Raw genomic sequence first — 22,956 nt, forward strand, 5'->3', positions numbered from 1 at the left:
CGTGCCTCCTGTCGTTCGCCTCGTGGAGGGCGAGGACATCGACGCCTGGCAGCGCGCCCTGCTCGTCCTCTGCCTGCCGTCTCGCGCGTCCGGCGATTCGCCCACCGTCGACCTCGATGCGCCGACGGTCATCGTGCCCAACAGCGCCGCGGCCGAACAGTGGCATCGCACGCTGGAGCGACGCGTGCTGCTCGACGAGTGGACCGCGCCGCGTGCGCTCCAGGACGCGCTGGAGCATGAGGTCGATGCGCGGCCGCGCCGCGCCCTGACGATGCCGCGGCTGCTGACGCGCGATCAGGTGTACGACGCGTGCCATCGCACTGCCCGCATCGACGCGCGCCGCCTGCCGCCACTCGAACGCGAAGTGCTGATGGGTGCGAGCGCACGCGACGCCGCGCGCGTGTCACCGCCGCCGTTCCTGCTCCGGCCGGGTCTTGTCGCGGAGATGCTGCGATTCCACGATCACGTCGATCGACTCGGACACGACGTCGGCACGTGGCTCGCGAGCGCCATCGCGCAACTGCAGGACGAGGCCGACACGGATCGCGGCGCCGCGCGCCTCCTGCAACAGTCGCGGTTCCTCCAGGCTGCCTTCGCGCGCCTGGCCACGAAAGTCGCCGCTGCCGACGGGCTCGACGACCGCGCGCTGCGCGAGGCGCTCCATGCGTGCGACAGGCCGTGGGGACCCGCGCACCTGGTCATCGCGGTTGGCGATCACCACGCGGACGCCAACGGCCTCTGGCCCGTCGACCTGCGCCTGCTGGCGGGCGCGCCGGCCGCCAGGCGCATCGACGTGCTGGCCACGCGTCGTGTCGCGAACGGCCTGTTCGGCAGACTGCGGCGACTCTGGCCAGACGCCGTGGACGTGAGGATTCCCCGTCAGCGTCCCACCGTGACGATGCTGGAGGTGTCGTCGCCGGAACATCGATGGCTGGCGTGCCGCGACAGAAATGAGGAAGTACTCGCTTACGCACGTCGCGTGAAGGTTCGTCGCGATCGCGATGCAGCGGCGAGTGCGCTCGTCTTCCGCCGTCCGCTGCCGTACCTCTATGCGGCGCAGTCCGTACTGGGCGGCGCCGGTATCCCGTTCCAGTCGTCGGGCACGCTGCCGCTGGCTGCCGAGCCCTGGGCAGCCGGACTCGACCTGCTGATGGACGCGGCGCTCGCGGGGTACACGCGCGCGGCGCTCGTCACGCTGCTGCGCTCTCCGCATGTACGGCTCCGCCGTGCTGATGGGACGCCGATTGACGGCGCGGACATCGCCGCGTTCGACACATGGCTGTCGGGGCATCGATACCTCGGGACGCTCGCGCGGCTCGATGAACTGCTGAATCGGCCATTGCCGGCGGAGCGAGGCGGCACGTCAGCGCCATCGCAGTCGCAGGGGCGTGGACAGATCGACATCCAGCGCGGGGAACGCGTGGCGCGCGACGTCGGTCGCGCCGCATGCGGCTGGCTCTCGCGCATGGCCCCGTTCGATGGCGCGGGCCCCGGCGCAGCGCACGTGCGTGCGCTGCGCGAGACGTGGCAGGCTGCCGAACGCCTGCCCGAGGACGATGAGCCGGAGGCGAGCCGCACCAGGCGTACGCGTGCCGCATTGAACCTGTTGCTGGGGCAGCTCGAAGCGGCGCTGGCGGCGCACGATCCCGCGCCGGTGCCGGCGCGCGACACGTGCATCCTGATCCGTCGCTGGATCGAGGAGCGGACGTTCGCGCTGCCGCGCCGAGACGACGGCGTGCAGGTGATCGACGCCGATGCCGCGCCGTTCGGCACCTTCGACCACGCGCGCATCGTCGGACTGCTCGAAGGCGAATGGCCGGAGCCGTCGGCTCGCGAGATCTTCTATCCCGCGTTCATGCTCGAGCGTCTCGGCTGGGCGGAGGAACGCACGAGGACCGCGGCGCTGCGCGCGCGCTTCGCCGATCTCCTGTTGCTGCCGGCGCAGGCCGTCGGCGTATCGGTCCCCGAACTCGATCAGGACGCGGTGGTGCGTCCCTCGTCGTTGCTCGACGAACTGCTGGCATTCGGCGCCGAGCGTTGCGTACCGATCCCCGACGACGAGCGCGACATGCCGGTGACCGCCGACGATGCGCTGCTCGCGACGCCGGCGTATCCGCGTGCGCCTGTGCTCGACGGCGAGGCGCAGGCCTGGGCGTGCTGGCGCGTCGCTCGTCCCGCGCCTCCCGAACCTGGGAGGACTGCGTCGCTGCCGGGGGATCGTTACGGCGTCACGTCGGTGGAGACGTACGTGCAGTGCCCGTTCAAGTACTTCGCCAGCCGTGTCCTGTCGCTCGAAGGCGAGGCGGAAGACGAGCCGGGCCTGCCCGCGCGCGACGCGGGCATCCTGCTGCACGACGTGCTCCGTGCCTGCTTCGAGGAATGGCAGCGTCAGGGGAGAACCGCGATCGGTCCCGACGACCTGCCGGCCGCGCGCGAGGTGTTCGCGACGGTCGCCGAGCGGGCGCTCCGTCATCTGCCACCTGCCGATCGCGCCGTCGAACGCGTGCGTCTGCTCGGGTCGGCTGTGGCGCCCGGCGTGATCGAGAAGATGCTGCGCGTGGAGGCAGAGCACTTCGGTGACGTTGGCGCGCGCGCGCTCGAGCATCCGATCGATCAGCCCGTGACCCTGCCGTCGGCGCAAGGCCCGCGGACGGTGCACGTTCGGGGACGCGTGGATCGCGTCGACTGGACTGACGGACATGCCATTCGCGTCGTGGACTACAAGACGGGCCGTCGTCCGACGCAGGCGCTGCAACCGGGGGTGTATGCACACGCACTCGTCCAGCAGGAAGCGGCAGCGGGCCGCACCGTGACGATCGCACCGAGCGGCTTCGTGGCGTTCCGCGAAGAGGTGCCCTGGATCGAGTCGGTTCGCACGAGCGACGATGCCGACGGGCAGGCACGGGCGTTCGTGGAGGCCGTCGACGCCATCGAGTCGGGCGCGTTTCCCGTGAAGCCGCAGAATCCGTTCCGCTGCCAGTTCTGCGAGTACCCGGGCGTGTGCCGGAAGGACTACGTCGGCGATGAGTGAGATCGCCACGACGCCCGTCGATCAGGCGGCGCGATCCTATGCCACCGATCCGCTGCATCACGTGGTGCTCGAGGCATCGGCAGGCACGGGAAAGACGCGGGTGCTGGTCGAGCGGTATCTCGCACTGCTCACGGCAGGTGTCGACCCGCGGCACGTGCTGGCGATCACGTTCACGCGCAAGGCCGCCGCCGAGATGCGTGAGCGGATCGTCGCCGAACTGCAACGGTCGCATCCGGGTGTGTGGCAGACGTTGCGCGATCGCGCCGACGAGATCGCCGTCTCCACCATCGACGCGTTCTGCTTCTCGCTGCTCCGCGAGTTCCCGCTCGAAGCGGGGCTCGACCCTGGCTTCTCCCTGGCCGACGAGACGGAAGTGGCCCGCCTCGTGGAGACGTCGCTCGATCGGACGCTGCGCGAGTGCCGCGAACGCGCGCCGTACGACGAGGGCATTCGGCTCGTGCTCGCGCAGATGGCGCTGCCGCGACTGGCGGAAGGCCTGCGCGCGCTGCTCGCGCGCCGGTTCGTGGCGCCGGCCGCATTGCGGCACTATCTCGGTCGGCAGGCACGGCACGTCCGCTCCGAAGCATCGGCGGCCGAAGGCGCGCGCGACGCACTCCGTGCCGCGCTGCCAGCGGTGCCTGGCGGACTCCAGGCGTGGATGGCGTCCGGACCGCAGGACGTCGCCCACTGGACGTTGACGCGGATCGACATCGAGCGGCTCATCGCGCCATCCGAGCGAGTGCCCATGACGCCGGCCGATGTCCGTGCCGCGCTCGATGGCTTCTCGCGCTGGGTGCTGACGCAGACAGGCGCGGCGCGCCGCAAGCCCGCCAGTGCCAGACCGACGTTCGCGTCATCGTCTGCGTACGAGGTGCATCGCGATGGGCTGGAGGCCGTGGCGCAGGCGGTCATCGCCACGCGTCGAGGATTCGAGGCGTCGCTCAACGTGCTCCTGGCGCGCGCGATCCGGCGTGTGTTCCGGCTCGCGCACAGACGCTACCTGCAGACGCTGATGCTGCACGATGCGCTCGATTTCTCCGAGGTGCTCCATCGCGCGGTGCAACTGCTCGGCCAGATGGACGAGTTCTCGCGCAGCCGCTTCCGCCTCGAAGCCCGTTATCAGCACGTACTCGTCGACGAGTTCCAGGACACGAGCCGGCTGCAGTGGCAACTCGTGGCGTCGCTCGTGCACGCATGGGGCGATGGTGTCGGCCTGGGGCACGAGGGACCGCTGCCACCATCGCTGTTCCTCGTCGGCGATCGCAAGCAGTCGATCTACGGCTTCCGTGACGCGGACGTCGGTCTCCTCGACGAGGCGGTGGCGTTCGTCCAGGGCCTCGCCGCCGACAGCGCGCCGCGCCAGGCGATCTCGCAGAGTTTCCGTTCGCATCCGGACCTGCTCGCGTTCGCCAACGACCTCGCCGCGGGCATGGTGACATCCCGCGCGCCCGCCGCCGTGGCGTTCCGGTACGAGGAGGACGACAGGTTCCCCCTGCCAGCCGGACACGTTGTCGGACGCGAGCCGGAACCACGGCTCGGCCTGCTCGTCGGCGAGGACGTTGACGCGTGCGCCTCGGGGGTCGCGGCGGAGATCGTGCGCCTGCTCGACGAGGGCACGATCACGGAACGTGGTGCCGACGCGCCACGGCGAGTCCGTCCAGGCGACATCGCCGTGCTCTTCCGATCGCGTGAGAGTCACCGCGAATTCGAGAAGGCGCTGTCCGCACGTGCGATCCCCAGCTACGTGTACAAGGGGCTCGGTTTCTACGATTCAGACGAGATCAAGGATCTCGTGGCGCTGGTGCGGGCATTGGCGGCGCCCGAATCGAACCTGCGTGCTGCGGCCTTCCTGCGCTCCGGTTTCGTCGGGCTTTCCGATGACGCGTTGAGGCGATTGGCTCCCGAACTCGCGGCGCGTGTGTGGGCGCCAGGCGCAGACGAGGGCGAATTCTCGGAAGACGATCGTCTGGCGCTGGCGAAGGTGCGTGCGGCATGGCCGCAATGGGTCGCTCTCGTCGATCGCTTGCCGCCGGTAGACGTGCTGGACCACGTGCTGTCGGCGTCGGCGCATGCCGTGACGCTTCGCGGCCACAGGCAGGCGCAGGCGCGCGAGAACGTCAAGAAGTTCCGGGGGCTGGTGCGCCGTATCCAGAACCGCGGCTACGCCACGATGGCGCGAATCGCAGCGCACATCGATCGTCTGTCGGCAGGCGATGAGTCCAACGCGGCCGTCGACGCGGTCGGTGCCGTCACACTGATGACCGTACACGCGTCCAAGGGACTCGAGTTCCCGATCGTCTTCCTCGTCAACATGACGCGCGGCACCGGTGGTTTTCCGCCGCCCCTGCGCGTGTTGGCCGGCGACAGCGGCGAGGATCCGATCGTGGGCGTGGCGCGCTACGAGCCCGGAGCCACGGCAGCCGAGCAGGTGCGCGCCAGGGAGGAGAGCAAGCGACTCATGTACGTGGCGGTGACGCGCGCGCGCGAGCGGCTGTATCTGAGTGCGCCAGCACAGAAGCGCGGCCGCATCGTCGCTGGTCCGGGCAGCCTTGCGAGCGTGTGCCCGCCGTCGTTGCTCGAATCGTTCTCGATGGCCCTCGCGGGTGCCGAGGACGTCACGTGGGCCGGCGGGGCGCACCTTCACCGCATGCGCGTGTGTCCCGATGGTGGTGCGGTGGTCGCCAGCGTGGAACCACGAGACGTGCCGGTGCCGGTGTCCGATGAGGTCCCCGCATCCCTGCAGCCGCGTGCAAGCGGTGGCGGCACCCCTCGCACGCGCGTCACGGAGTTGGCGGCACGCGACGGGGCCTCGTCGCCCGACACCGGGCATCGGGCACCGGGCACCGGACAGCCGCATTGCGGAAGCGCGAGACCTGTCCTCGACGCCGATCTGGTCACGGGACGTGCGGTGCATCGGCTGCTCGCGCACGCTGACGCGCACGATCACGTGTCGATGCTGCTCGCGCGCATCAGGGCCGATCTCGGGGCGGACGAACAGATGGCTGTTGGCGACGTCGAGGCGTTCGCACGCGACGTCGTCGCTCTCGTTCAGAACGTGTGGCGTGAGGACTGGCTGCGACTGGCACTGGCGTCGCCGCGAGCGCGCTTCGAGTTCGCGATCGCGTACCGGATCGACGATGGCGATGTCGTGCGCGTGGTGCGCGGAACCGTGGACTGCCTGGTGCCTGTGGAAGAGGGGCTGCTGGTCCTGGAGTTCAAGACCGGACAGCGGCGACCGTCGCATCAGCGCCAGCTCGACCTGTACGTCGACGCCGTGCGTACGATATACCCCGGCACCGGCGTGCGCGGGCATCTCGTGTATGCGACGCGAGAGCCAGCGCCGATGACGGCACAGACGCTCCCGATCTAGAAATGCCGAATGCCGCGATGCCGGGGCCGCAGGCGGTGCGCGAGCCCTCGGGTCACTCCCTGTCGATCCACGCCTGGAGCTCCGGCGAGAGGTTCTCCAGTTCGCCTTCGACTTCTTCGAAGTAGTCGCAGTCGGGGCAGCGCCACTCGAGGATGTGGCGCATCGACGTTTGCATCGTACCGGCGATGCGATTGATCTGTTCGACGGGCTCGAGGCGCATCGAGTCTCCGCACATCGGGCATTCCTGGGTCACGACACGTGTCTCCCTCCCGTCAATCGGCACGCGGGACCACGCCTTGACAACCGGTGAAGGCGCTCTCCACACTACGCTGTGCCGCGCGGCACCGCACTTCACATGCACGACTACTACCGCATCGCGGAGATCTCGGGATCGTCACGATCCGGGCGGGCACGGGCCGTGCCCGGATGGGCGGTGATCGCGCACGCGCTGCCCTACGTGCCGCCGCGTGCGCCCGTCGCGTCGCTGCACCTGGTACGGGCCCTCGAACCCGAACGTCCGGCCGAGAGGCTCCTGCGGGATGAAGTCGCCTTCGACTTCCCGTCGGGCCGCCACGCGCTCGATCGCGTGCGGCGCGACTTCGCCGATACCGACGCACCCGTTCCCGTTGCCGTTCCCATCACGCTGTCGTCGCGCGACGCGAGGCGCAGCGCGCGTGTGCCCCTGTGTCTGCAGGTGCCATCGGTGTGCGAGAGCTGCGGCGGGCGCGGCGAGGTGTGGGACGAACCGTGCGGCACGTGTGCCGGCGCGGGGACCGCACGTGCCGCGCGCTACGTCGTCGTGCGCGTGCCCGCCAACTCCGTCGATGGCACCACGTTGCGCTATCGCCTGGCGCTGCCGTACGGCCCCCGCGTCAACCTCGACGTGCGGCTGACCGTCCGTTGACCCGCATCCTCCTCCACGTGCAGCTGCTCGGCCGGCTCTACGTGGTCGCCGGATGGCTTGCGGTCCTCGCCTCCATCTCCCTGCTGTTGCTCGGTATCGGTGCCGTCAGCCTGGCGATGCAGAAGGGGCCGGAGGTGGCGGCCAGTCTGGCGGCGGCCATCTTTTTCGCGTGCGCGGCGACGGCGCTGGTGTGGGGTAGCGTGCAGATCGGCGTCGGGTGGGCGCTGCCGCTGCACCAGCCGTGGGCGCGGCCGGCGGCGCTCATCGTCGCGATCATCAACGTGTTCGTGATCCCGTTCGGGACCGCGTTGTCGCTGTATGCGTTCTGGGTTCTGCTCCAGGAGGCAGGCAAGCGCCTGTTCGAACGTCCCCATTCCTGACGTTGAAGAGTATGATTCCCCCGTCCCTCTCGAGACACGGTGCATGGGGGACAAGGAGCGCAGCACGAATGAATGTCGTTGCCGACAAGTCATCCACGGGCCTTGACGCGAACATCGCGGGCGCCCTCGCCTATATCCCGATCGTCGCGATCGTCTTCCTCGTCATCGAGAAGGGCAGCCGGTTCGTCAAGTTCCACGCGGTGCAATCGCTGTTACTGTGTCTGGCCTGGATCGTGCTCTGGTTCGGCCTGACGATGGTCGGCCTCGTGGCGAGTCGTCTCCCGTTCGGGTTCATCATCAACATCCTGCTGCTGTTTGTGAACCTCGCGGTGATGTTCGGTGGGTTCGCTCTGTGGATCATCGCGGTCATCAAGGCGTTCCAGGGACAGCAGTGGAAGATGCCCTACATCGGCGACATCGCCGAGCAGCAGAGCGCGAACCTCTGACGCGGTAGCCCATGTCGCGCACGGGCGTCAGCCTGTCCGACCGACATCGTTCCGGGCGCGACGGTCACTGGCTGTCGCGCCCGTCGTGTTTTCGCGCCGTACGCGCGTCTCGCGACCCACGCCCGCCGAACGCCGGTAGAATCGAGGGGTGAACGTGCCGACCCCCGCCCAGATCCTCGACGCGCTTCGTGTGGTTCAGGATCCCGACCTCCGCCGCGACATCGTGGCGCTCGATTTCGTCAAGCGCGTTGCCGTCGCCGACGACGGGCGTGTGTCGTTCGCCATCGAACTCACCACGCCTGCCTGCCCGGTCAAGGACCTGTTGAAATCGCAGGCGCACGATGCCGTCGCGGCGCTGCCCGGCGTGACGGCCGTGGACATCGAGATGACGTCGAGCGTCCGAACGAGCAGCGTGCCCACGGGACAGCGTCAGGCGCTCCCGGGCGTGAAGAACATCATCGCGGTCGGCGCAGGGAAGGGCGGCGTCGGCAAGACGACGATGGCGGTCAACCTGGCGCTGGCACTGGCGCAGCGCGGCGGCCGCGTCGGCCTGCTCGACGCCGACATCTACGGCCCGAACGTCCCGATCATGCTCGGCGTGCACGCACCGCTCGAGACCGACGGCCAGCGGATCATCCCGATCGAGAAGCACGGCATCTGGACGGTGTCGATGGGATTTCTCGCCGGGGATTCGGATCCCGTGATCTGGCGAGGACCGATGCTGCACGGCGTCCTCAGGCAATTCCTCCAGGACGTGGCGTGGCCGGAGCTCGACTACCTGATCGTCGACATGCCGCCGGGCACGGGCGACGTGGCGCTCAGCCTGAGCCAGCACACGGCCGTCTCCGGTGCCGTTGTCGTCACCACGCCGCAGACGGTGTCTGTGGCCGATTCGCGGCGAGCCATCCAGATGTACCGGAAGCTCAACATCCCCGTGCTCGGCCTCATCGAGAACATGAGCTATTTCACCTGCCCGTCGTGCCGGCACGAGACGGACCTGTTCGGACGTGGCGGCGGTGAGCGACTGGCCGAGGAACTCCAGGTGCCATTCCTCGGAGCCGTCCCGATCGCGGAGCCGATCCGGTATGCGGGCGACGTGGGCGTCCCCATCGTCCTGAGCGCGCCGGACCACGTCGTCGCCGCGGCGATTGGCACCGTGGCCGAGCAGGTCGCGGCACAGGCGTCGGTCCAGGCGTTCCGCACCATCCCGCTCACTCCGGTGTCCTGAGCCCGCCCGATGCAGATTCCATACACGCGGCGCACGCTCGACAACGGTCTCGATGTCATCGTGCACGAGGATCACGATCTGCCGATCGTGGCCGTCAATCTCTGGTATCACGTCGGCTCGAAGAACGAACGGCGCGGGCGGACCGGGTTCGCGCACCTGTTCGAGCACCTGATGTTCGAAGGATCCGCGCACCACGACCACGGGTTCTTCGCGCCGCTGCAGCGTGCCGGGGCGTCGCTCAACGGGTCGACCAGCTCGGATCGCACCAACTACTGGGAAGTGGTACCCGACGGCGCGCTCGACCTCGCGCTGTGGCTCGAGTCGGATCGCATGGGGCACCTGCTGCCCGCGCTCACGCAGGCCAAGTTCGACAACCAGCGCGACGTGGTGCTCAACGAGCGTCGGCAGAACTACGAGAACCGGCCGTACGGTATGGCCAGCATCGCGCTGGCCGAGGCGCTCTACGACAGGGACCATCCGTACAGCTGGCCGACCATCGGCTACCCGGAGGACCTGCGCGCCGCGTCCCTCGACGATGTCCACGCGTTCTTCCGTGCGTACTACCACCCGGGCAACGCCTCGCTCGTGCTGGCAGGCAACATCACGGCGGCGCAGGCGTTCGCGCAGGCGGAGCGCTACTTCGGCGACATCCCGGCCGGGCCCGCCGTACCGGCTGTCGCGGCGGGCGTGCCGACATTGACGTCCGGCGTGCGGCTGCAACTCGAGGATCGCGTCGAACTCCCGCGTCTGTATCTGGCGTGGCACGCGCCGGCGTTGTTCGCCGACGGCGATGCCGAATGCGACCTGCTCGCGGACATCCTCGGCGGTGGCAAGACCAGCCGCCTCTATCGCGCGCTCGTCGTGGAGCAGCAGATCGCGACGGAGGCGGCGGCCATGCAGTACTCTCGCGAGTTGACGGGCATGTTCCAGGTCGTCGCGACAGCGGCACCAGGCGTCTCGCTCGACCAGTTGTCGGCCGCCATCCACGCGTGTCTCGACCAGGTGCGCACGACGCGTGTCACCGACGCGGAACTCCGCCGGAGCCAGGTCCAGGCCGAGGCGCACTTCATCTACCGCCTGCAGACCATCGGCGGTTTCTCCGGCAAATCCGATCAGTTGAACGCCTACAACATCTATCGCAAGGATCCCGGGTTCGTGACCGAAGACCTCGCGCGCTACGGGCGTGTGACGCCCGCCGGCGTGCGGGATGCGGCGTGTCGCTGGCTCTCGCAGCCGTTCGTCGCACTCGGCGTCGTGCCAGCCGGGCTGGCGTCAGCCGGGCTCACCGACGCCACGTCGGCGGTGGTCGCGTGAGCGTCGATCGCCGGCTCCTTCCCATTCCAGCACCGCCCCCCGGGATCACGTTCCCGCCGCTGACGTACAGCGAACTGACGCCCGGCGTCAGGCTTGCCACCGTCGAGCGCCGCGAACTGCCGCTCGTCTCCATGCTGTGGCTCTGGCACGCGGGCACGTCTGCCGATCGCGACGACGCGGCAGGTCTCGCCGCGCTCACGGCCGACCTGCTCGACGAGGGTACCGCGGCGCTGACGATGGCGGAGCTGCACGACGAGCTGGCGGGCATCGGGGGGCAGCTCGACACCGACATCGGTCACGACGCCACGGTGATCTCGATGCTCGCGTTGTCGAAGCACCGCGAGCGTGCCGTCGAGCTCTTCGTGGACATGGCGGAACGACCCCGCCTCGCGGCGGCTGATGTCGCACGCGTGCAGGGATTGCGGCTGAACCGCCTGCGTCAGCTTCGCCACTCCGCGTCGGCACTGGCCGACCTGCTGTTCATGCGCAAGCTGTACGGTACGCATCCATACGGCCGTCCGGGCATCGGAACCGAGGCGTCGCTCGCGGCGTTCACGCCCGATCAGGTGCGCGCGTACCACGATCGGCTTGCTACCACGCCCGCCACGGTCGTCGTCATCGGAGACATCGGTCACGAGGAGGCCGTACGCCTGGTGTCGAGGCATGTGTCGGATCGGCCGCGCGTGTCGCAACCCGATCCGGCCGTACCGCTGCCGGCGTCTGGCACGCGACTGGCGTTCGTGCCGCGCGAGGGCGCCGCGCAGTCGGAGATCCGGATCGGCCGCGTGGCACTGCCGCGGAAGACGGCCGAGTATCACGCCGCCGTCGTCACGAACATGCTGCTCGGCGGCGCGTTCGTGAGTCGCATCAACATGCGCCTGCGGGAGGAGAAGGGCGTGACCTACGGGGCGCGTTCCTCGTTCCAGTTCCTTCGGTTGGCCGGGCCGTTCTCCGTGCAGGCCAGCATCCAGTCGGAGGCGACGGCCGCGTCGGTGCGCGACGTCCTCGATGAGCTCGACGCTCTCGGTGGCAGCCGTCCGGTGACCGACGAGGAACTGGCATCGGCCCGCGATGCGCTGACGCGTGGATACGCGCGGGGATTCGAGACGGCCGAGCAGATTGCCAGGGCCGCCGCCCAGTTGGCGTTGTACGACCTGCCCGCCGACACGTTCGATCGCTTCTCCGAGAGCGTTTCAGCAGTGACGACCGCCGACGTCACGGCCCTGGCTCGTCGATGGCTGGAGAGCGGGCAGATGCGGGCCGTGGTGGTCGGGGAACCGACGACGGCCCGCGCGGGTCTCGACGCCGTCGGACTCGACCAGCCGGAGTCGCTGTCATCCGACGAGGTACTGGCGGGCGTCTGACGGGGCCGATGCGCGTGCGGTCAGACGCGTTAGGATCCGTGCGTCATCAATGAACCCGGTCGGACCGGGGGCCGTCTCACCCCTCGTCGTGGAAGGATCGCCCCGATGAGTCTCGCGAGGACCACACTCAGTCTCGCGGGCGTCGTGCTCGCCATTGCGACGACGCTCGCCGTGGCCACGCTGTGGCTGCTGCTCACCGAACCGGTGACGGTGGCCGACGCCGTGGCCCGGGGCGACGTGTCTCCGCTGATGTCGGCGCTCGCCGGCGTCCTCGCGAACGCCGTCCGCGGACTGCTGGATTACCTCTAGTGTGCAGGGGCGACGCATGCGTCGCCCCTGCACCGTGTTTCGATGGAGCGAGCGGGCTTCAGCCCGTTCGACGATTCACAGCGCGCGCATCAGGAAGCGCGTCAGCCAGTAGCCATCGAGGTACTTGAACGGCGTCTTGCCCGTGCTGTAGTGGCCGCACGGCAGGACCGCGACCTGGTGCGGAATCCCGCGGTCGCGGAACTCCTTGACGAATGCCTTGGACAGCCGCAACGGAAACGTGGTGTCGTACCGCGCGTACACCAGCAGCGTCTTCAGGTGCCGCATGCGATCCATGTAGGGCTGCGGGCTGATCGGGGCCCAGATGCGGCGCAGCGTGTCGAGGTCCACATGACCGTCGAGTCCCTGGCGCACGTGCTGTGTGGACAACCCTTCCCACACGACGTCAGCAAAGTGCGGCGAGACGTGATTGAGCGCCGCCGCCTTGATCCGCGGTTCGTGCGCCGCCGTCAGCATGGACAGGCACGACCCGAGGCTCGTGCCGCAGATGCCGATCGACGAATACCCCTGCGCGTGCAGCCAGCCCACCGCACGCCTGGCGTCGAGCACGGCCTGCCGGCACACCTGAAGCGTCCGTCCCACGTTGCTGCTGACGATGTAGTCGGCGCGCAGCAGTTCGGGGGGCATGCGCCAGTCGTGATACGGCTTGCTCAGACGCAGCGCCGTCAGGCCCGCCCTGTTGAACAGGCGGCACAGGCCCACGTGCCCGTCCGCGTCCGCGTTCCACTGCGGCAGCACCACCACCGCGCGCCCGCGATCCTCGCGTGCCTTGTACAACCGCGCATGGACGATGTTGTTCTCGGCGTGCGGCGTGACGACTTCGCTCGGGAAGCGCAGGTGGCCCTGCGCGTCGATGGTGCAGTCGACCGGGTCGGCATCGGTGCTCGCGAAGAACTGCTCGCTGTGCGCAACAGCCCACGCCGCATACCGTTCCAGCGCCTCCGCCGTGGCGCTCGCGTGAGGCGTCTCCGGCGCGTGCGGGAGGTCACGCGCCCAGTCACGACCCCAGTCGAACTCGCGAACGATACGCGTGGTCGTGCGGTTATGGAGAGACCGCTCCCACCGATCGAAGGTCCAGCGCAGCATCACGCGCGATCCTGCGTCAGCAAGGCTTCGACGCCGCGTGCCGCGGCCACGAGCGATGCCGTGTCGCGGCCGACCAGTTGCAGGCTGGCGGGCCACCCATCCGGCGTGGTCCCCACCGGCAGCACGATGGCCGGGTGCCGGGACATGTTGAACGGTTGCGTGAGGCGCAGCATCGCCACGCGCGTTGGTTCATCGTCGCGGTCCGGCCACGTGACGTGCGTCTGCCCGAGTCGCGGCGGGGTGATCGCCATGCCGGGAAGGGCGAGGACGTCGACGCGTGTCAGCAACGCCGATACCTCCTCTTCGATGCGGCGACGGACGTCGAGCGCCTCCGCATACGTATCGTCGGATGGCCGCTCCGCTGTCGACAGGCGATGGCGAACGGCCGGGGTGTAGGCCGCGCCGTGCTCGGCGAGTCGGGGCGTGTGAAAATCGAGCGCCTCTCGAATCACGATCGTGCCGTATGCGGGCGCGACGAGTGGGGCGGTGACCAGGGACATGTCGGTACGAGAAGCGCCTGCCGCGTGCAGGGCGTCGAGTGCCGCATCGATGCGACCGCCGATGGCTGCATCGACAGCCTGCCAGCCGACCGTGCGGAGGACGCCGATGGCGAGGCCTCGCACGTCGCGCGGCGGCGGGCAGGGGGGGATCGCGCGCGATCGGATGGCCTGGAGCATCAGCCACGCGTCCTCGACGCTCGTGGCAAGTGGACCCACGCAATCCAGCGTCGGGCTGAGCGGTACGACGCCTGTCAGCGACACCTCACTCCACGCGGGCTTCAGGCCGACGAGACCGCACGCGGCAGACGGGATGCGGATCGAGCCCCCCGTGTCGGAACCGATGGCCGCGTGACTCATGCCCGTGGCTACCGCCACCGCCGCGCCGCCGCTCGACCCGCCCGCCGAATGCGCTGCATCACGCGGGTGTCGTACCGGACCGAATCCCGAGTCCTCGCTGGTCGTGCCCAGCGCGAACTCGTGCATGTTGGTACGCCCGAGGAGCACGGGTCCGTGCTCACGCAGATACGCCACCGCCGGCGCATCCGTCGTGGCGACGGCCGTCATGGATTGCGATCCGGCCGTGGTGACACACCCCTGCTGGTCGAGGAGGTCCTTCAGCGAGATCGGTACGCCGTGCAGGACACCGCGATCGTGGCCGGCACGCAATGCCGAGTCGGCGGCGTCGGCGTCTCGACGCGCCCCGGCAGGGTCGACGAACGTGAACGCGTTGGTGACCGGCTGCCACTGTTCGATACGCTCGAGGCATCGTTCGACGAGGTCACGTGCGCGCACGCGACCCTCTCGCATGTCGCGTGCTGTCGTCGCCAGGGCCATCGAACCACGATACCCCAACGACCTCGCCGTGTGGCAGCCCCGATGCCGACACGATAGACTCGCCCCCCAACGTGCTCCTGAGACCATGAGACAGACTCGCATCATCGCCACGCTCGGTCCGTCGAGTGCCACGCCAGAGATGATTCCCGCGCTCGTGGCGGCAGGCGTCGACATCTTCAGGTTGAACTTCTCGCACGGCACGCACGATCAACACGCCCTGGCCATGCGGATGGTCCGTGAGTCGGCGGCGGCCGCCGCTCGGCACGTCGCCGTGCTGCAGGATCTCAGCGGCCCGAAGATCAGGACCGGACGACTCCCGGGCGGATCGCCGATCGCTCTCCCGAAGGGCTCGCGTCTCAGAATTACCACCGGCGACGACGAGGGGCGCGACGGACACGTGTTCACCACGTTCGCGGGCCTGGCGTCCTCGGTCGCCGCCGGCATGCGGCTGTTGCTGGACGATGGTGCGCTGGAACTGCGCGTGGATGGGACCGACGGGACGACGATCGACACCACGGTGCTCGTCGGCGGCATGCTCGGGCAGCACAAGGGCATCAACGCACCCGACGTGCAGCTGCCCGCATCGGCGCTCACCGACAAGGATCTCGCGGACCTGCGGTTCGGTGTCTCGATCGGTGTCGACATCGTCGCCTTGAGCTTCGTGCAGACGGTCGACGACCTCACCCGCACGCGCGATGCGCTGCGCGACGCGGGGGGCGACGAGATCGCGCTCATCGCCAAGATCGAGCGGCCGCAGGCGGTGGAGAACCTCGCGTCTCTGCTCGATGCGTGCGACGGCGTGATGGTGGCGCGAGGCGATCTCGGCAACGAGATGCCGTTGCACAGCGTGCCACGTGCCCAGAAGGTGATCACGCAGCTCGCCCAGGAAGCGGGCAAGCCCGTGATCGTGGCCACGCAGGTGCTCGAGTCGATGCGCGCCAACCCCAGGCCGACCCGCGCCGAGGTGAGCGACGCGGCCAACGCCGTCGACGACTCGGTGGATGCCGTCATGCTGTCGGGGGAGACGGCGAGCGGCCTCTATCCCGTCGAGGCCGTGCGCGTGCTCGACGCCGTCATCCGCGACGCCGAGTCGCTCGGCCCGCGCCCGCGTGCGTCCTTCAACGCGGGCATCCTGGGCGTGCCGCACAACCGAGCGCTCTGCGAGGCCGCCGTCACGCTCGCGCACGCCGGTCGCGCCGAGGCCATCGTCGCCGTCACGCGCCATGGCAAGACCGCACGCGTGCTCGCGGCCCTGCGGCCCGGGCTGCCGATCCACGCCGTCACGGCCGACGACCGCGTGGCGCGGCGGCTGATCCTGTATCGAGGTGTCTGGTCGATCGTGGTGGACAGGGCCGTGCTGGACACCCCGGATGGCATCGAGGTGGAACGGCGGCTCGTGGCGATGGGCGTGCTGCGCAGCGGTGAGCCGATCGTCTTCGTGAGCATCCATGCCGACCTCACGCGGCCGGACGCCAACTTCCTGCGGATTCGTCGCGTCGGCTGACGCTCACGCGTCGGGCGTGTCGCGCGTGGGTGCGTCTTCGAGATGCGCTTTCAGCGCCGCCAGCGCCGCCAGCCAGCGCGTGCCCATCACGCGGTAGTAGCGTTGCCAGCGCGGACTGTCGTCGCAGCCGTTCTGGTGCACGCGCAGTCGCGTGCCGGTGTCGATCGGTTCGCACGTGACGTCCAGCGCCATCGGCCCGACCGGATCGCCCTTGGGCGGAATCCAGTACGCGTCGGCGAGGAAGAACTCGCGGCCGGGGCGTACGTCGATGACCATGCCGTAGAACGTGCCGCCGAACGGACCGATCAGGGGATCGGCGCCGGCGTCGACCGGCCACTCCACGGCGAAGACACCGAGCGGCGTCGGCGTGGTGACCGAGCCGCATGTGCCCCACCACGCCCGCAGCGCCGACGCATCGAAGAAGGCCGCGTGGACGGCCTCCGGCGGCGCGCCTATCTCGATGGATGCGTCGAACGTCGATGGGTCGGGCGACGCGGCGGCGCTCATGGCGCCGGAGTATGACACGCGGCGGCTCTTGCCAGGCGGCCGGCGTCGCGGCTACGCTATATGACCGTGACGCGCCGCACCACCATCATTACCGTGACCACTCGAAAGCGGGAACTCGATTCCGCGCGCGGGTGGCTCGTGTACGCGTCCTGAGCTCGACAAGCTCTCATTCACAAGCGTACGTGCACCACGAGAACCCGCCGCGCGGCCCGCGCTGGCGGGTTTTGTCGTTGATGGCGGACGAAACGAGGATTCGATGTCGTCTCGAGTAGAAGTGGGCGTGCTCGGTGCCACGGGCACCGTGGGCCAACAGTTCGTGAGGTTGCTGGCGCGGCATCCGTGGTTCGACGCCACCTGGCTGGCCGGCAGCGACAGGTCGGCGGGCCGGCCGTATGGTGAGGCCGCGAACTGGAAGCTCTCCACGCCGATGCCTGACGCCGCGGCGGCGCGCGTCGTACAGTCGCCGGTGCCGGGTACCGGCCCGAAGCTGGTGTTCTCGGCGCTCGACGCCAACGTGGCTGGCGAGATCGAACGCGCCTTCGCCGAAGCCGGACACATCGTGGTGAGCAACGCGCGCAACCACCGGATGGATCCGCTGGTGCCGCTGCTCATCCCGGAGATCAACCCGGATCATCTCCAGTTGCTCGCACGGCAGCGCACCGACTACGGCTGGAAGGGCGGCATCGTCACCAACTCCAACTGCTCGACGATGTTTCTGGCCATGGCACTGGCGCCGTTGCGGACGTTCGGCCTGACGTCGTGCAACGTCGTGACGTTGCAGGCCGTGTCTGGCGCCGGCTATCCCGGCGTGCCGTCGCTGGACATCCTCGGCAACGTCGTCCCGTTCATCGGCGGCGAGGAAGAGAAGCTCGAAATCGAGCCGCAGAAGATCCTCGGCGGCCTCGCCGGCGATCATGTCGAGCCGCATCCCGTAGTCATCAGCGCGCACACCACCCGCGTCCCCGTCATCGACGGCCACACGGAGATGATCTCGATCGACTTTGCCAACGCTGTTGCGGCGGCCGACATCCGTGCGGCGTTCGCCGCGTTCCGGGGAATTCCGCAGGAACTTGCGTTGCCGTCGGCGCCCGCGCAGCCGCTGGTCTATCTCGAAGCCGACAATCGCCCGCAGCCGCGCCTCGACGTCGAACGCGACAACGGGATGGCCGTGTTCCTCGGCCGTCTCCGACCCTGTCCCGTACTGCAGCACAAGTTCGTGGCGCTCGGCCACAACACGGTGCGCGGCGCGGCCGGCGCCGCGCTGCTCAACGCCGAGTTGATGCAGGCGCAAGGCCTGCTCTGAGGTGTCGCCATGGTCGTGATGAAGTTCGGCGGCACGTCGGTCAAGGATGCCGATGCCATCAGGCGCCTCGCCGGCATCGTCTCGCGCGAAAGCCGGGTGAGCGGCGCGCCAGTGGTAGTGGTGTCGGCGATGTCGGGCATCACGGATCAACTGCTGGATGCCGTGGCGGCGGTGGAGCGCGGTGATGCGGCGGGCGCGTCACTGAAGGTGAACGCGATGCGCGACAGACATCGCGCGGCGGCCGAAACCCTGCTCGGTGCCGGTGAGGAGCGCGACATCGTCATCGACGCGCTCGAACGGCAGTGGCGCGACACGGCGTCGCTGCTGCACGCGATGGCGGTCCTGCGCGAGGTCTCGCCGCGATCGCGCGACGCCGTTGTCGCGATGGGCGAACTGGCCAGTTCGCGACTGGTCGCGGCGGCACTCACCGATCTCGGCGTGCCGGCGCAGTTGGTCGACGCGCGTGAGGTGCTCGTCACGAGCGATGAGCACGGACAGGCGCGACCGGATCAGGCGTCGACCGCGGCGCGCCTCCGCGATCTCGTGCTGCCGCTCTCGCGTACCGGCGTGGCAGCGGTGCTCGGCGGCTTCATCGGCGCCACGCGCGAAGGCGTGACGACGACGCTGGGGCGTGGCGGTTCGGACTACTCGGCATCGCTGTTCGGTGCAGGGATTGGCGCGGCAGAGATCCAGATCTGGACCGACGTCGACGGCATGCTCACGGCGGATCCCCGCGTGGTGCAGGGCGCGCGTCCGCTCCTCGCGCTGTCGTTCGCGGAGGCATCCGAGCTTGCGTACTTCGGCGCCAAGGTGCTGCATCCGAGCACGATCGCGCCGGCGGTCACCGACGGCATTCCGGTGCGCATCCTCAACTCGCACAGGCCCGACGTGGCGGGCACCACCATCACGGCGAACCCGCCGCTGCCCGACGCGCCGCTCACGGGCCTTGCGTGCAAGCGCGACATCACCGTCATCGACATCCGATCGTCGATGATGCTCGCGGCCTACGGCTTCATGCGCCGAGTGTTCGAGGTGTTCGAACGCTATCGCACATCCGTCGACGTCATCACCACGTCGGAAGTGAGCGTGTCGATCACGATCGAAGACCGTCGCGCCCTCGACGACATCGTGAGCGACCTCTCCGCGTTCGCGGAGGTTGGCGTCGAATCGGAAATGGCGCTGCTCTGCGCCGTCGGCGAGCGGCTGCGTCTGGAACCCGGCCTTGCCGCGCGCGTGCTCGGTGCGCTCGACGAGTTCCCGCTGCGGATGGTGTCGCAGGCGGGTGCCCGTCGCAACCTCACGGTGGTGTTGCCGCAGTCGCATCTGCAGGCGGCGATGGCGTGCGTTCACGCACGCTTCTGCCTCGAACCCGACGTCGTTCCCGAGGTCGTGGCCTGATGCGCCTCGTCCTGTTCGGGTATGGGCGGATGGGCCGCCTCGTCGAGGCGCACGCCGCGCAGCACGGCGCTCAGGTGGCTGGCGTGCTGACGCGAACGAGCAGCGCCGCAGAATGGGACGCGGCCGCTGCCGCGCGTCCAGACGTGGTCATCGACTTCGCGACAGGCGATGCGCTGCAGGCGCACCTGGATCGACTGTGTACGCTGACACCGGCGATCGTGGTCGGCAGCACCGGCTGGGCGGCGTTCGAGGGGGCCGCGCGCGCGATCGTCGCGCGGCACGGCGTTGGCGCCGTCGTGGCGTCGAACTTCTCGGTGGGAGCCTACCTGCTCGATGCAGCCGTGCGCGCCGTCGCGGCAGGCGTGGAAGGGCTCGACGACTACGAGGCGTTCCTGCACGAGGCGCACCACTCGAAGAAGATCGATGCGCCGTCCGGCACGGCCCTGTTGCTGCTCGACGCGATGCGTCAGGCGCGATTCACGCGGCATGTCGACGTATCGAGCACGCGCGCGGGTCACATCCCCGGTACGCATACGGTCGGGTTCGACGGACCAGCCGAGACGGTGACCCTCACGCACACCGTGCGCGATCGCTCGACGTTCGCGCATGGCGCGCTGCGCGCCGCGCAGTGGGTTCGCGGCCGAGCCGGCTGGTATTCCATGCGCGACGTGCTCGGCCTTTCCTCCCTTTGAAACTATCCTGTACACCACCATGACTGCTCGACGTCACTTCACCGGCTGCGGTACCGCCCTGGTCACGCCTTTCACTGCGGATGGACGCGTGGACGAGGCCGCCCTGCGTCGCCTGGCCCGCCGCCAGGTGGACGCCGGCATGCACTTCCTCGTGCCGGTGGGCACGACGGGCGAGGCTCCGACGCTCACGGCTGACGAGAAGCGTCGCGTCGTGGCGGTCGTCGTCGAGGAGGCCGCCGGTCGCGTGCCCGTGCTGGCGGGCGCCGGTGGGTACGATACGGCGGACGTGATCGAGGCCGCTCACATGGCGGCGGACGCAGGTGCCAACGGCATCCTCTCGGTGTCGCCGTACTACAGCAAGCCCACGCAGGACGGCATCTTCGCGCACTACCAGGCGATCGCGGCGGAAACGAGCCTGCCGATCGTGTTGTACAACGTGCCTGGCCGCACCGGAAGCAACATCGAGCCGGCCACCACCGAACGGCTCGCGCAGGTACCGCGCATCGTCGGCATCAAGGAAGCGTCCGGTAACGTGTTCCAGATGGCCGACGTCCGCCGGCGCGTACCGCGCGACTTTCTCGTGCTCTCCGGCGACGACACGCTGACGCTGCCGCTGATGGCGCTCGGCGGCGAAGGCGTGATCTCGGTGGCTGGCAACGAAGTGCCGGCGGAGATGGCGCAGATGGTCGAAGCGTGCGAGCGCGGCGACTTCGGCGCCGCGCGGCAGATCCACGAGCGGCTGCTGCCGCTGCTGCAGGCCAACTTCATCGAATCCAATCCCGGTCCCGTCAAGGCCGTGATGGCGCTGGCGGGACTTCTCGAACCCGTCTATCGCCTGCCGCTCGTCGCGCCGTCGAGCCATACCCTCGAGACCCTGCGCCGCATCGCCCTCGACATGGGCCTGCTGGCCGAGACCGCATCGGCATGAGCATCGAGATTCTGCGCCAGGACGTCGAGCGGCTGTGGGCCGCCGGCGCCGACGCGTCCCGCGAAGAAGGCCGCGACGTGTTCGCACGTCTGCGTGCCGCGTTGTCAGACGGTCGCGTGCGCGCGGCGGCGCCCTCTGCCGATTCCCCGACTGGCTGGGCCGTCAACAGCTGGGTCAAGCAGGGCATCCTGCTCGGCTTCCGGTTCGGCGACCTCACCAACGTGTCGATGGATCACGGCAGGTGGCCGTTCTTCGACAAGGACACGCTTCCGCTCCGCCGCTTCGAGTCGTCGAGTGGCGTGCGCATCGTTCCAGGCGGATCGTCGGTGCGCGATGGTGCGTATCTCGCGCCTGGCGTCATCGCGATGCCGCCGATGTACGTCAACATCGGCGCGTACGTGGGCGAGGGCTCGATGATCGACTCGCACGCCCTGGTGGGATCGTGCGCGCAGGTGGGTGCGCGCGTCCACGTGAGCGCCGCCGCGCAGATCGGCGGCGTGATCGAACCTGTCGGCGCGCTGCCGGTGATCGTCGAAGACGAGGTGCTGGTCGGCGGGAACACCGGCATCTACGAAGGTGCGGTGGTGAAGGCGCGGGCGGTGATTGGCGCCGGCACGATCATCACGGGATCGACGCCCGTGTACGACCTCCCGAACGGTCGCATCATCAAGCCGGAGAACGGTCAGCCGCTCGTGATTCCCGAAGGCGCCGTGGTGGTGCCTGGTGCGCGTGCCGTCTCCGATGGTCCAGGCGTCGACTGGAAGCTCTCGCTCGCCACGCCGGTCATCGTCAAGTACCGCGACAGCCGCACCGACACCCGTACCGAGCTCGAACGATGGATCCGGTAGACGTCGTCGCGCTCACGCGCCGGCTGGTGGACGTCGAGAGCACCACTGGGCAGGAGGCCGTGGTGTGCGCCATGGTCGGCGACGAGCTCGAACAGCGCGGCTACACGGTCACGCGGCAGACGGTCACCGAACGTCGCGTCAACCTGCTGGCCACCGTGGGCACGCCGGAAGTCGTGTTCTCCACGCACATGGACTGCGTGCCGCCCTTCATCCCGAGCCGCGTGGAGGACGACCGCATCCACGGGCGCGGCAGTTGCGACGCCAAAGGCATCCTCGTGAGTCAGCTCGCGGCGTGTGAGGCGCTGCGCGCCGCCGGCGAGACGCGCGTCGGCCTGCTCTTCGTTGTCGGCGAAGAGCGCGGCAGCGACGGCGCGATGGCGGCCGATGAACTGTCGACAGGCGTCACGCGGTATCTCGTGAACGGTGAGCCCACGGAAGGCAAGCTGGCGCTCGGCCATCGCGGCGTGGTGCGCGTGAAGCTGCACGCGACGGGGCGCGCGGCGCATTCGGGCTATCCGCATCTGGGCGAGTCGGCTGTCGAGAAACTCCTCGACGCCCTGCAGCAGGTGCGGACGATGCGGCTACCTGTCGACGCCGTGCTGGGACCCACGCAGGTGAACATCGGTGCCATCAGCGGAGGACTCGCGCCGAACGTCGTGGCGCCGTCGGCGTCTGCCGACCTCCTGTTCCGGATCGTGACGCCGTACGAAGAGGTGATGGCGGCGCTCGAGTCACTGCGGCCGCTCGTCGACGTGGAGTACGTGTATCACGTCCCGTACCTCCACATGTCGACGCTCGACGGTTTCGATACGGAAGTGATGGGTTACACGACTGACGCGCCGCTGCTGAATGCGTGGGGGACGCGGCTGATGTACGGGCCGGGATCGATCCATGTGGCGCACACCGATCACGAATCGGTGGCGATCGCCGATCTGCACCGCGCCGTCGACGACTACCAGCGCATCGCCCGGATGCTCCTGGCTTGAGTGTCT

General features: G+C 69.1%; 20 protein-coding genes. 16 read left to right on the forward strand and 4 right to left on the reverse strand.

Annotation, left to right across the window (positions count from 1 at the left end):
* Position 1 precedes the first annotated feature (1 nt).
* Both IT182_02735 and IT182_02740 read left to right on the forward strand, forming a co-directional pair.
* Positions 2-3,031 carry a PD-(D/E)XK nuclease family protein gene (locus IT182_02735; GenBank protein ID MCC6162243.1) on the forward strand — a complete coding sequence of 1,010 codons (3,030 nt, stop codon included), beginning with the start codon at positions 2-4 and terminating at the stop codon, positions 3,029-3,031.
* The gene (locus IT182_02740; protein ID MCC6162244.1) at positions 3,024-6,401 is read left to right on the forward strand and encodes a UvrD-helicase domain-containing protein; all 3,378 of its coding nucleotides are present in this window, start codon (positions 3,024-3,026) and stop codon (positions 6,399-6,401) included. The genes IT182_02735 and IT182_02740 overlap by 8 nt, the downstream gene beginning before the upstream one ends.
* 52 nt (positions 6,402-6,453) lie before the next feature.
* Here the strand turns inward: IT182_02740 and IT182_02745 are convergent, their stop codons facing one another.
* A complete protein-coding gene (locus tag IT182_02745; protein ID MCC6162245.1) occupies positions 6,454-6,636 on the reverse strand; it encodes a hypothetical protein in 183 nt (60 codons plus the stop codon).
* A gap of 120 nt (positions 6,637-6,756) precedes the next feature.
* On the opposite strand from IT182_02745, the gene IT182_02750 reads away from it, so the two are divergent.
* The 7 genes from IT182_02750 to IT182_02780 all read left to right on the forward strand — a co-directional run bounded on the left by IT182_02750 (position 6,757) and on the right by IT182_02780 (position 12,346).
* A complete protein-coding gene (locus IT182_02750) occupies positions 6,757-7,305 on the forward strand; it encodes a hypothetical protein (GenBank protein ID MCC6162246.1) in 549 nt (182 codons plus the stop codon).
* Positions 7,302-7,685 (forward strand): hypothetical protein, encoded by a 384-nt coding sequence (locus IT182_02755; protein ID MCC6162247.1) that lies wholly within the window; start codon positions 7,302-7,304, stop codon positions 7,683-7,685. Before IT182_02750 ends, IT182_02755 begins: the two co-directional genes overlap by 4 nt.
* A 68-nt stretch (positions 7,686-7,753) precedes the next feature.
* Positions 7,754-8,131, forward strand: a complete 378-nt coding sequence (locus tag IT182_02760) for a DUF4870 domain-containing protein (GenBank protein ID MCC6162248.1) — start codon at positions 7,754-7,756, stop codon at positions 8,129-8,131.
* Positions 8,132-8,285: 154 nt separating this feature from the next.
* Complete coding sequence (locus tag IT182_02765) at positions 8,286-9,359, forward strand: Mrp/NBP35 family ATP-binding protein (protein ID MCC6162249.1); 1,074 nt, start codon at positions 8,286-8,288, stop codon at positions 9,357-9,359.
* A gap of 9 nt (positions 9,360-9,368) precedes the next feature.
* On the forward strand, positions 9,369-10,673 hold the full coding sequence (locus tag IT182_02770) for an insulinase family protein (protein ID MCC6162250.1): 1,305 nt from the start codon (positions 9,369-9,371) through the stop codon (positions 10,671-10,673).
* Positions 10,670-12,037, forward strand: a complete 1,368-nt coding sequence (locus tag IT182_02775; GenBank protein MCC6162251.1) for an insulinase family protein — start codon at positions 10,670-10,672, stop codon at positions 12,035-12,037. The genes IT182_02770 and IT182_02775 overlap by 4 nt, the downstream gene beginning before the upstream one ends.
* Positions 12,038-12,142: 105 nt before the next feature.
* Positions 12,143-12,346 carry a hypothetical protein gene (locus IT182_02780; GenBank protein MCC6162252.1) on the forward strand — a complete coding sequence of 68 codons (204 nt, stop codon included), beginning with the start codon at positions 12,143-12,145 and terminating at the stop codon, positions 12,344-12,346.
* Between the two features lie 75 nt (positions 12,347-12,421).
* On the opposite strand, the gene IT182_02785 is transcribed toward IT182_02780, so the two are convergent.
* Positions 12,422-13,450 (reverse strand): alpha/beta hydrolase family protein, encoded by a 1,029-nt coding sequence (locus IT182_02785; protein ID MCC6162253.1) that lies wholly within the window; start codon positions 13,448-13,450, stop codon positions 12,422-12,424.
* A complete protein-coding gene (locus IT182_02790) occupies positions 13,450-14,784 on the reverse strand; it encodes an amidase (protein MCC6162254.1) in 1,335 nt (444 codons plus the stop codon). Before IT182_02790 ends, IT182_02785 begins: the two co-directional genes overlap by 1 nt.
* 85 nt (positions 14,785-14,869) lie before the next feature.
* On the opposite strand from IT182_02790, the gene pyk reads away from it, so the two are divergent.
* Complete coding sequence (gene pyk, locus IT182_02795) at positions 14,870-16,288, forward strand: pyruvate kinase (GenBank protein ID MCC6162255.1); 1,419 nt, start codon at positions 14,870-14,872, stop codon at positions 16,286-16,288.
* A 3-nt stretch (positions 16,289-16,291) separates the two neighbouring features.
* Here pyk and IT182_02800 read toward each other — a convergent pair whose 3' ends face one another.
* Entirely contained in the window at positions 16,292-16,795 is a 504-nt protein-coding gene (locus IT182_02800) for an SRPBCC domain-containing protein (protein ID MCC6162256.1), read from the reverse strand.
* 256 nt (positions 16,796-17,051) lie between these two features.
* Here IT182_02800 and asd point away from each other — a divergent pair, with 256 nt between their 5' ends.
* The 6 genes from asd to IT182_02830 are packed head-to-tail and all read left to right on the forward strand — an operon-like array spanning position 17,052 to position 22,950.
* Complete coding sequence (asd, locus tag IT182_02805; GenBank protein ID MCC6162257.1) at positions 17,052-18,098, forward strand: aspartate-semialdehyde dehydrogenase; 1,047 nt, start codon at positions 17,052-17,054, stop codon at positions 18,096-18,098.
* A 9-nt stretch (positions 18,099-18,107) separates the two neighbouring features.
* The gene (locus IT182_02810; GenBank protein MCC6162258.1) at positions 18,108-19,496 is read left to right on the forward strand and encodes an aspartate kinase; all 1,389 of its coding nucleotides are present in this window, start codon (positions 18,108-18,110) and stop codon (positions 19,494-19,496) included.
* Positions 19,496-20,188: a dihydrodipicolinate reductase gene (locus IT182_02815; GenBank protein MCC6162259.1), complete on the forward strand. Its 693-nt coding sequence runs from the start codon at positions 19,496-19,498 to the stop codon at positions 20,186-20,188. Before IT182_02810 ends, IT182_02815 begins: the two co-directional genes overlap by 1 nt.
* Positions 20,189-20,207: 19 nt before the next feature.
* Positions 20,208-21,116 (forward strand): 4-hydroxy-tetrahydrodipicolinate synthase, encoded by a 909-nt coding sequence (locus tag IT182_02820; GenBank protein MCC6162260.1) that lies wholly within the window; start codon positions 20,208-20,210, stop codon positions 21,114-21,116.
* Complete coding sequence (locus IT182_02825) at positions 21,113-21,964, forward strand: 2,3,4,5-tetrahydropyridine-2,6-dicarboxylate N-succinyltransferase (protein ID MCC6162261.1); 852 nt, start codon at positions 21,113-21,115, stop codon at positions 21,962-21,964. Before IT182_02820 ends, IT182_02825 begins: the two co-directional genes overlap by 4 nt.
* Positions 21,952-22,950: a M20/M25/M40 family metallo-hydrolase gene (locus IT182_02830; protein ID MCC6162262.1), complete on the forward strand. Its 999-nt coding sequence runs from the start codon at positions 21,952-21,954 to the stop codon at positions 22,948-22,950. Before IT182_02825 ends, IT182_02830 begins: the two co-directional genes overlap by 13 nt.
* Positions 22,951-22,956: the final 6 nt, after the last annotated feature.

It is taken from the genome of Acidobacteriota bacterium, from assembly GCA_020845575.1.
GTDB lineage: Bacteria > Acidobacteriota > Vicinamibacteria > Vicinamibacterales > Vicinamibacteraceae > Luteitalea.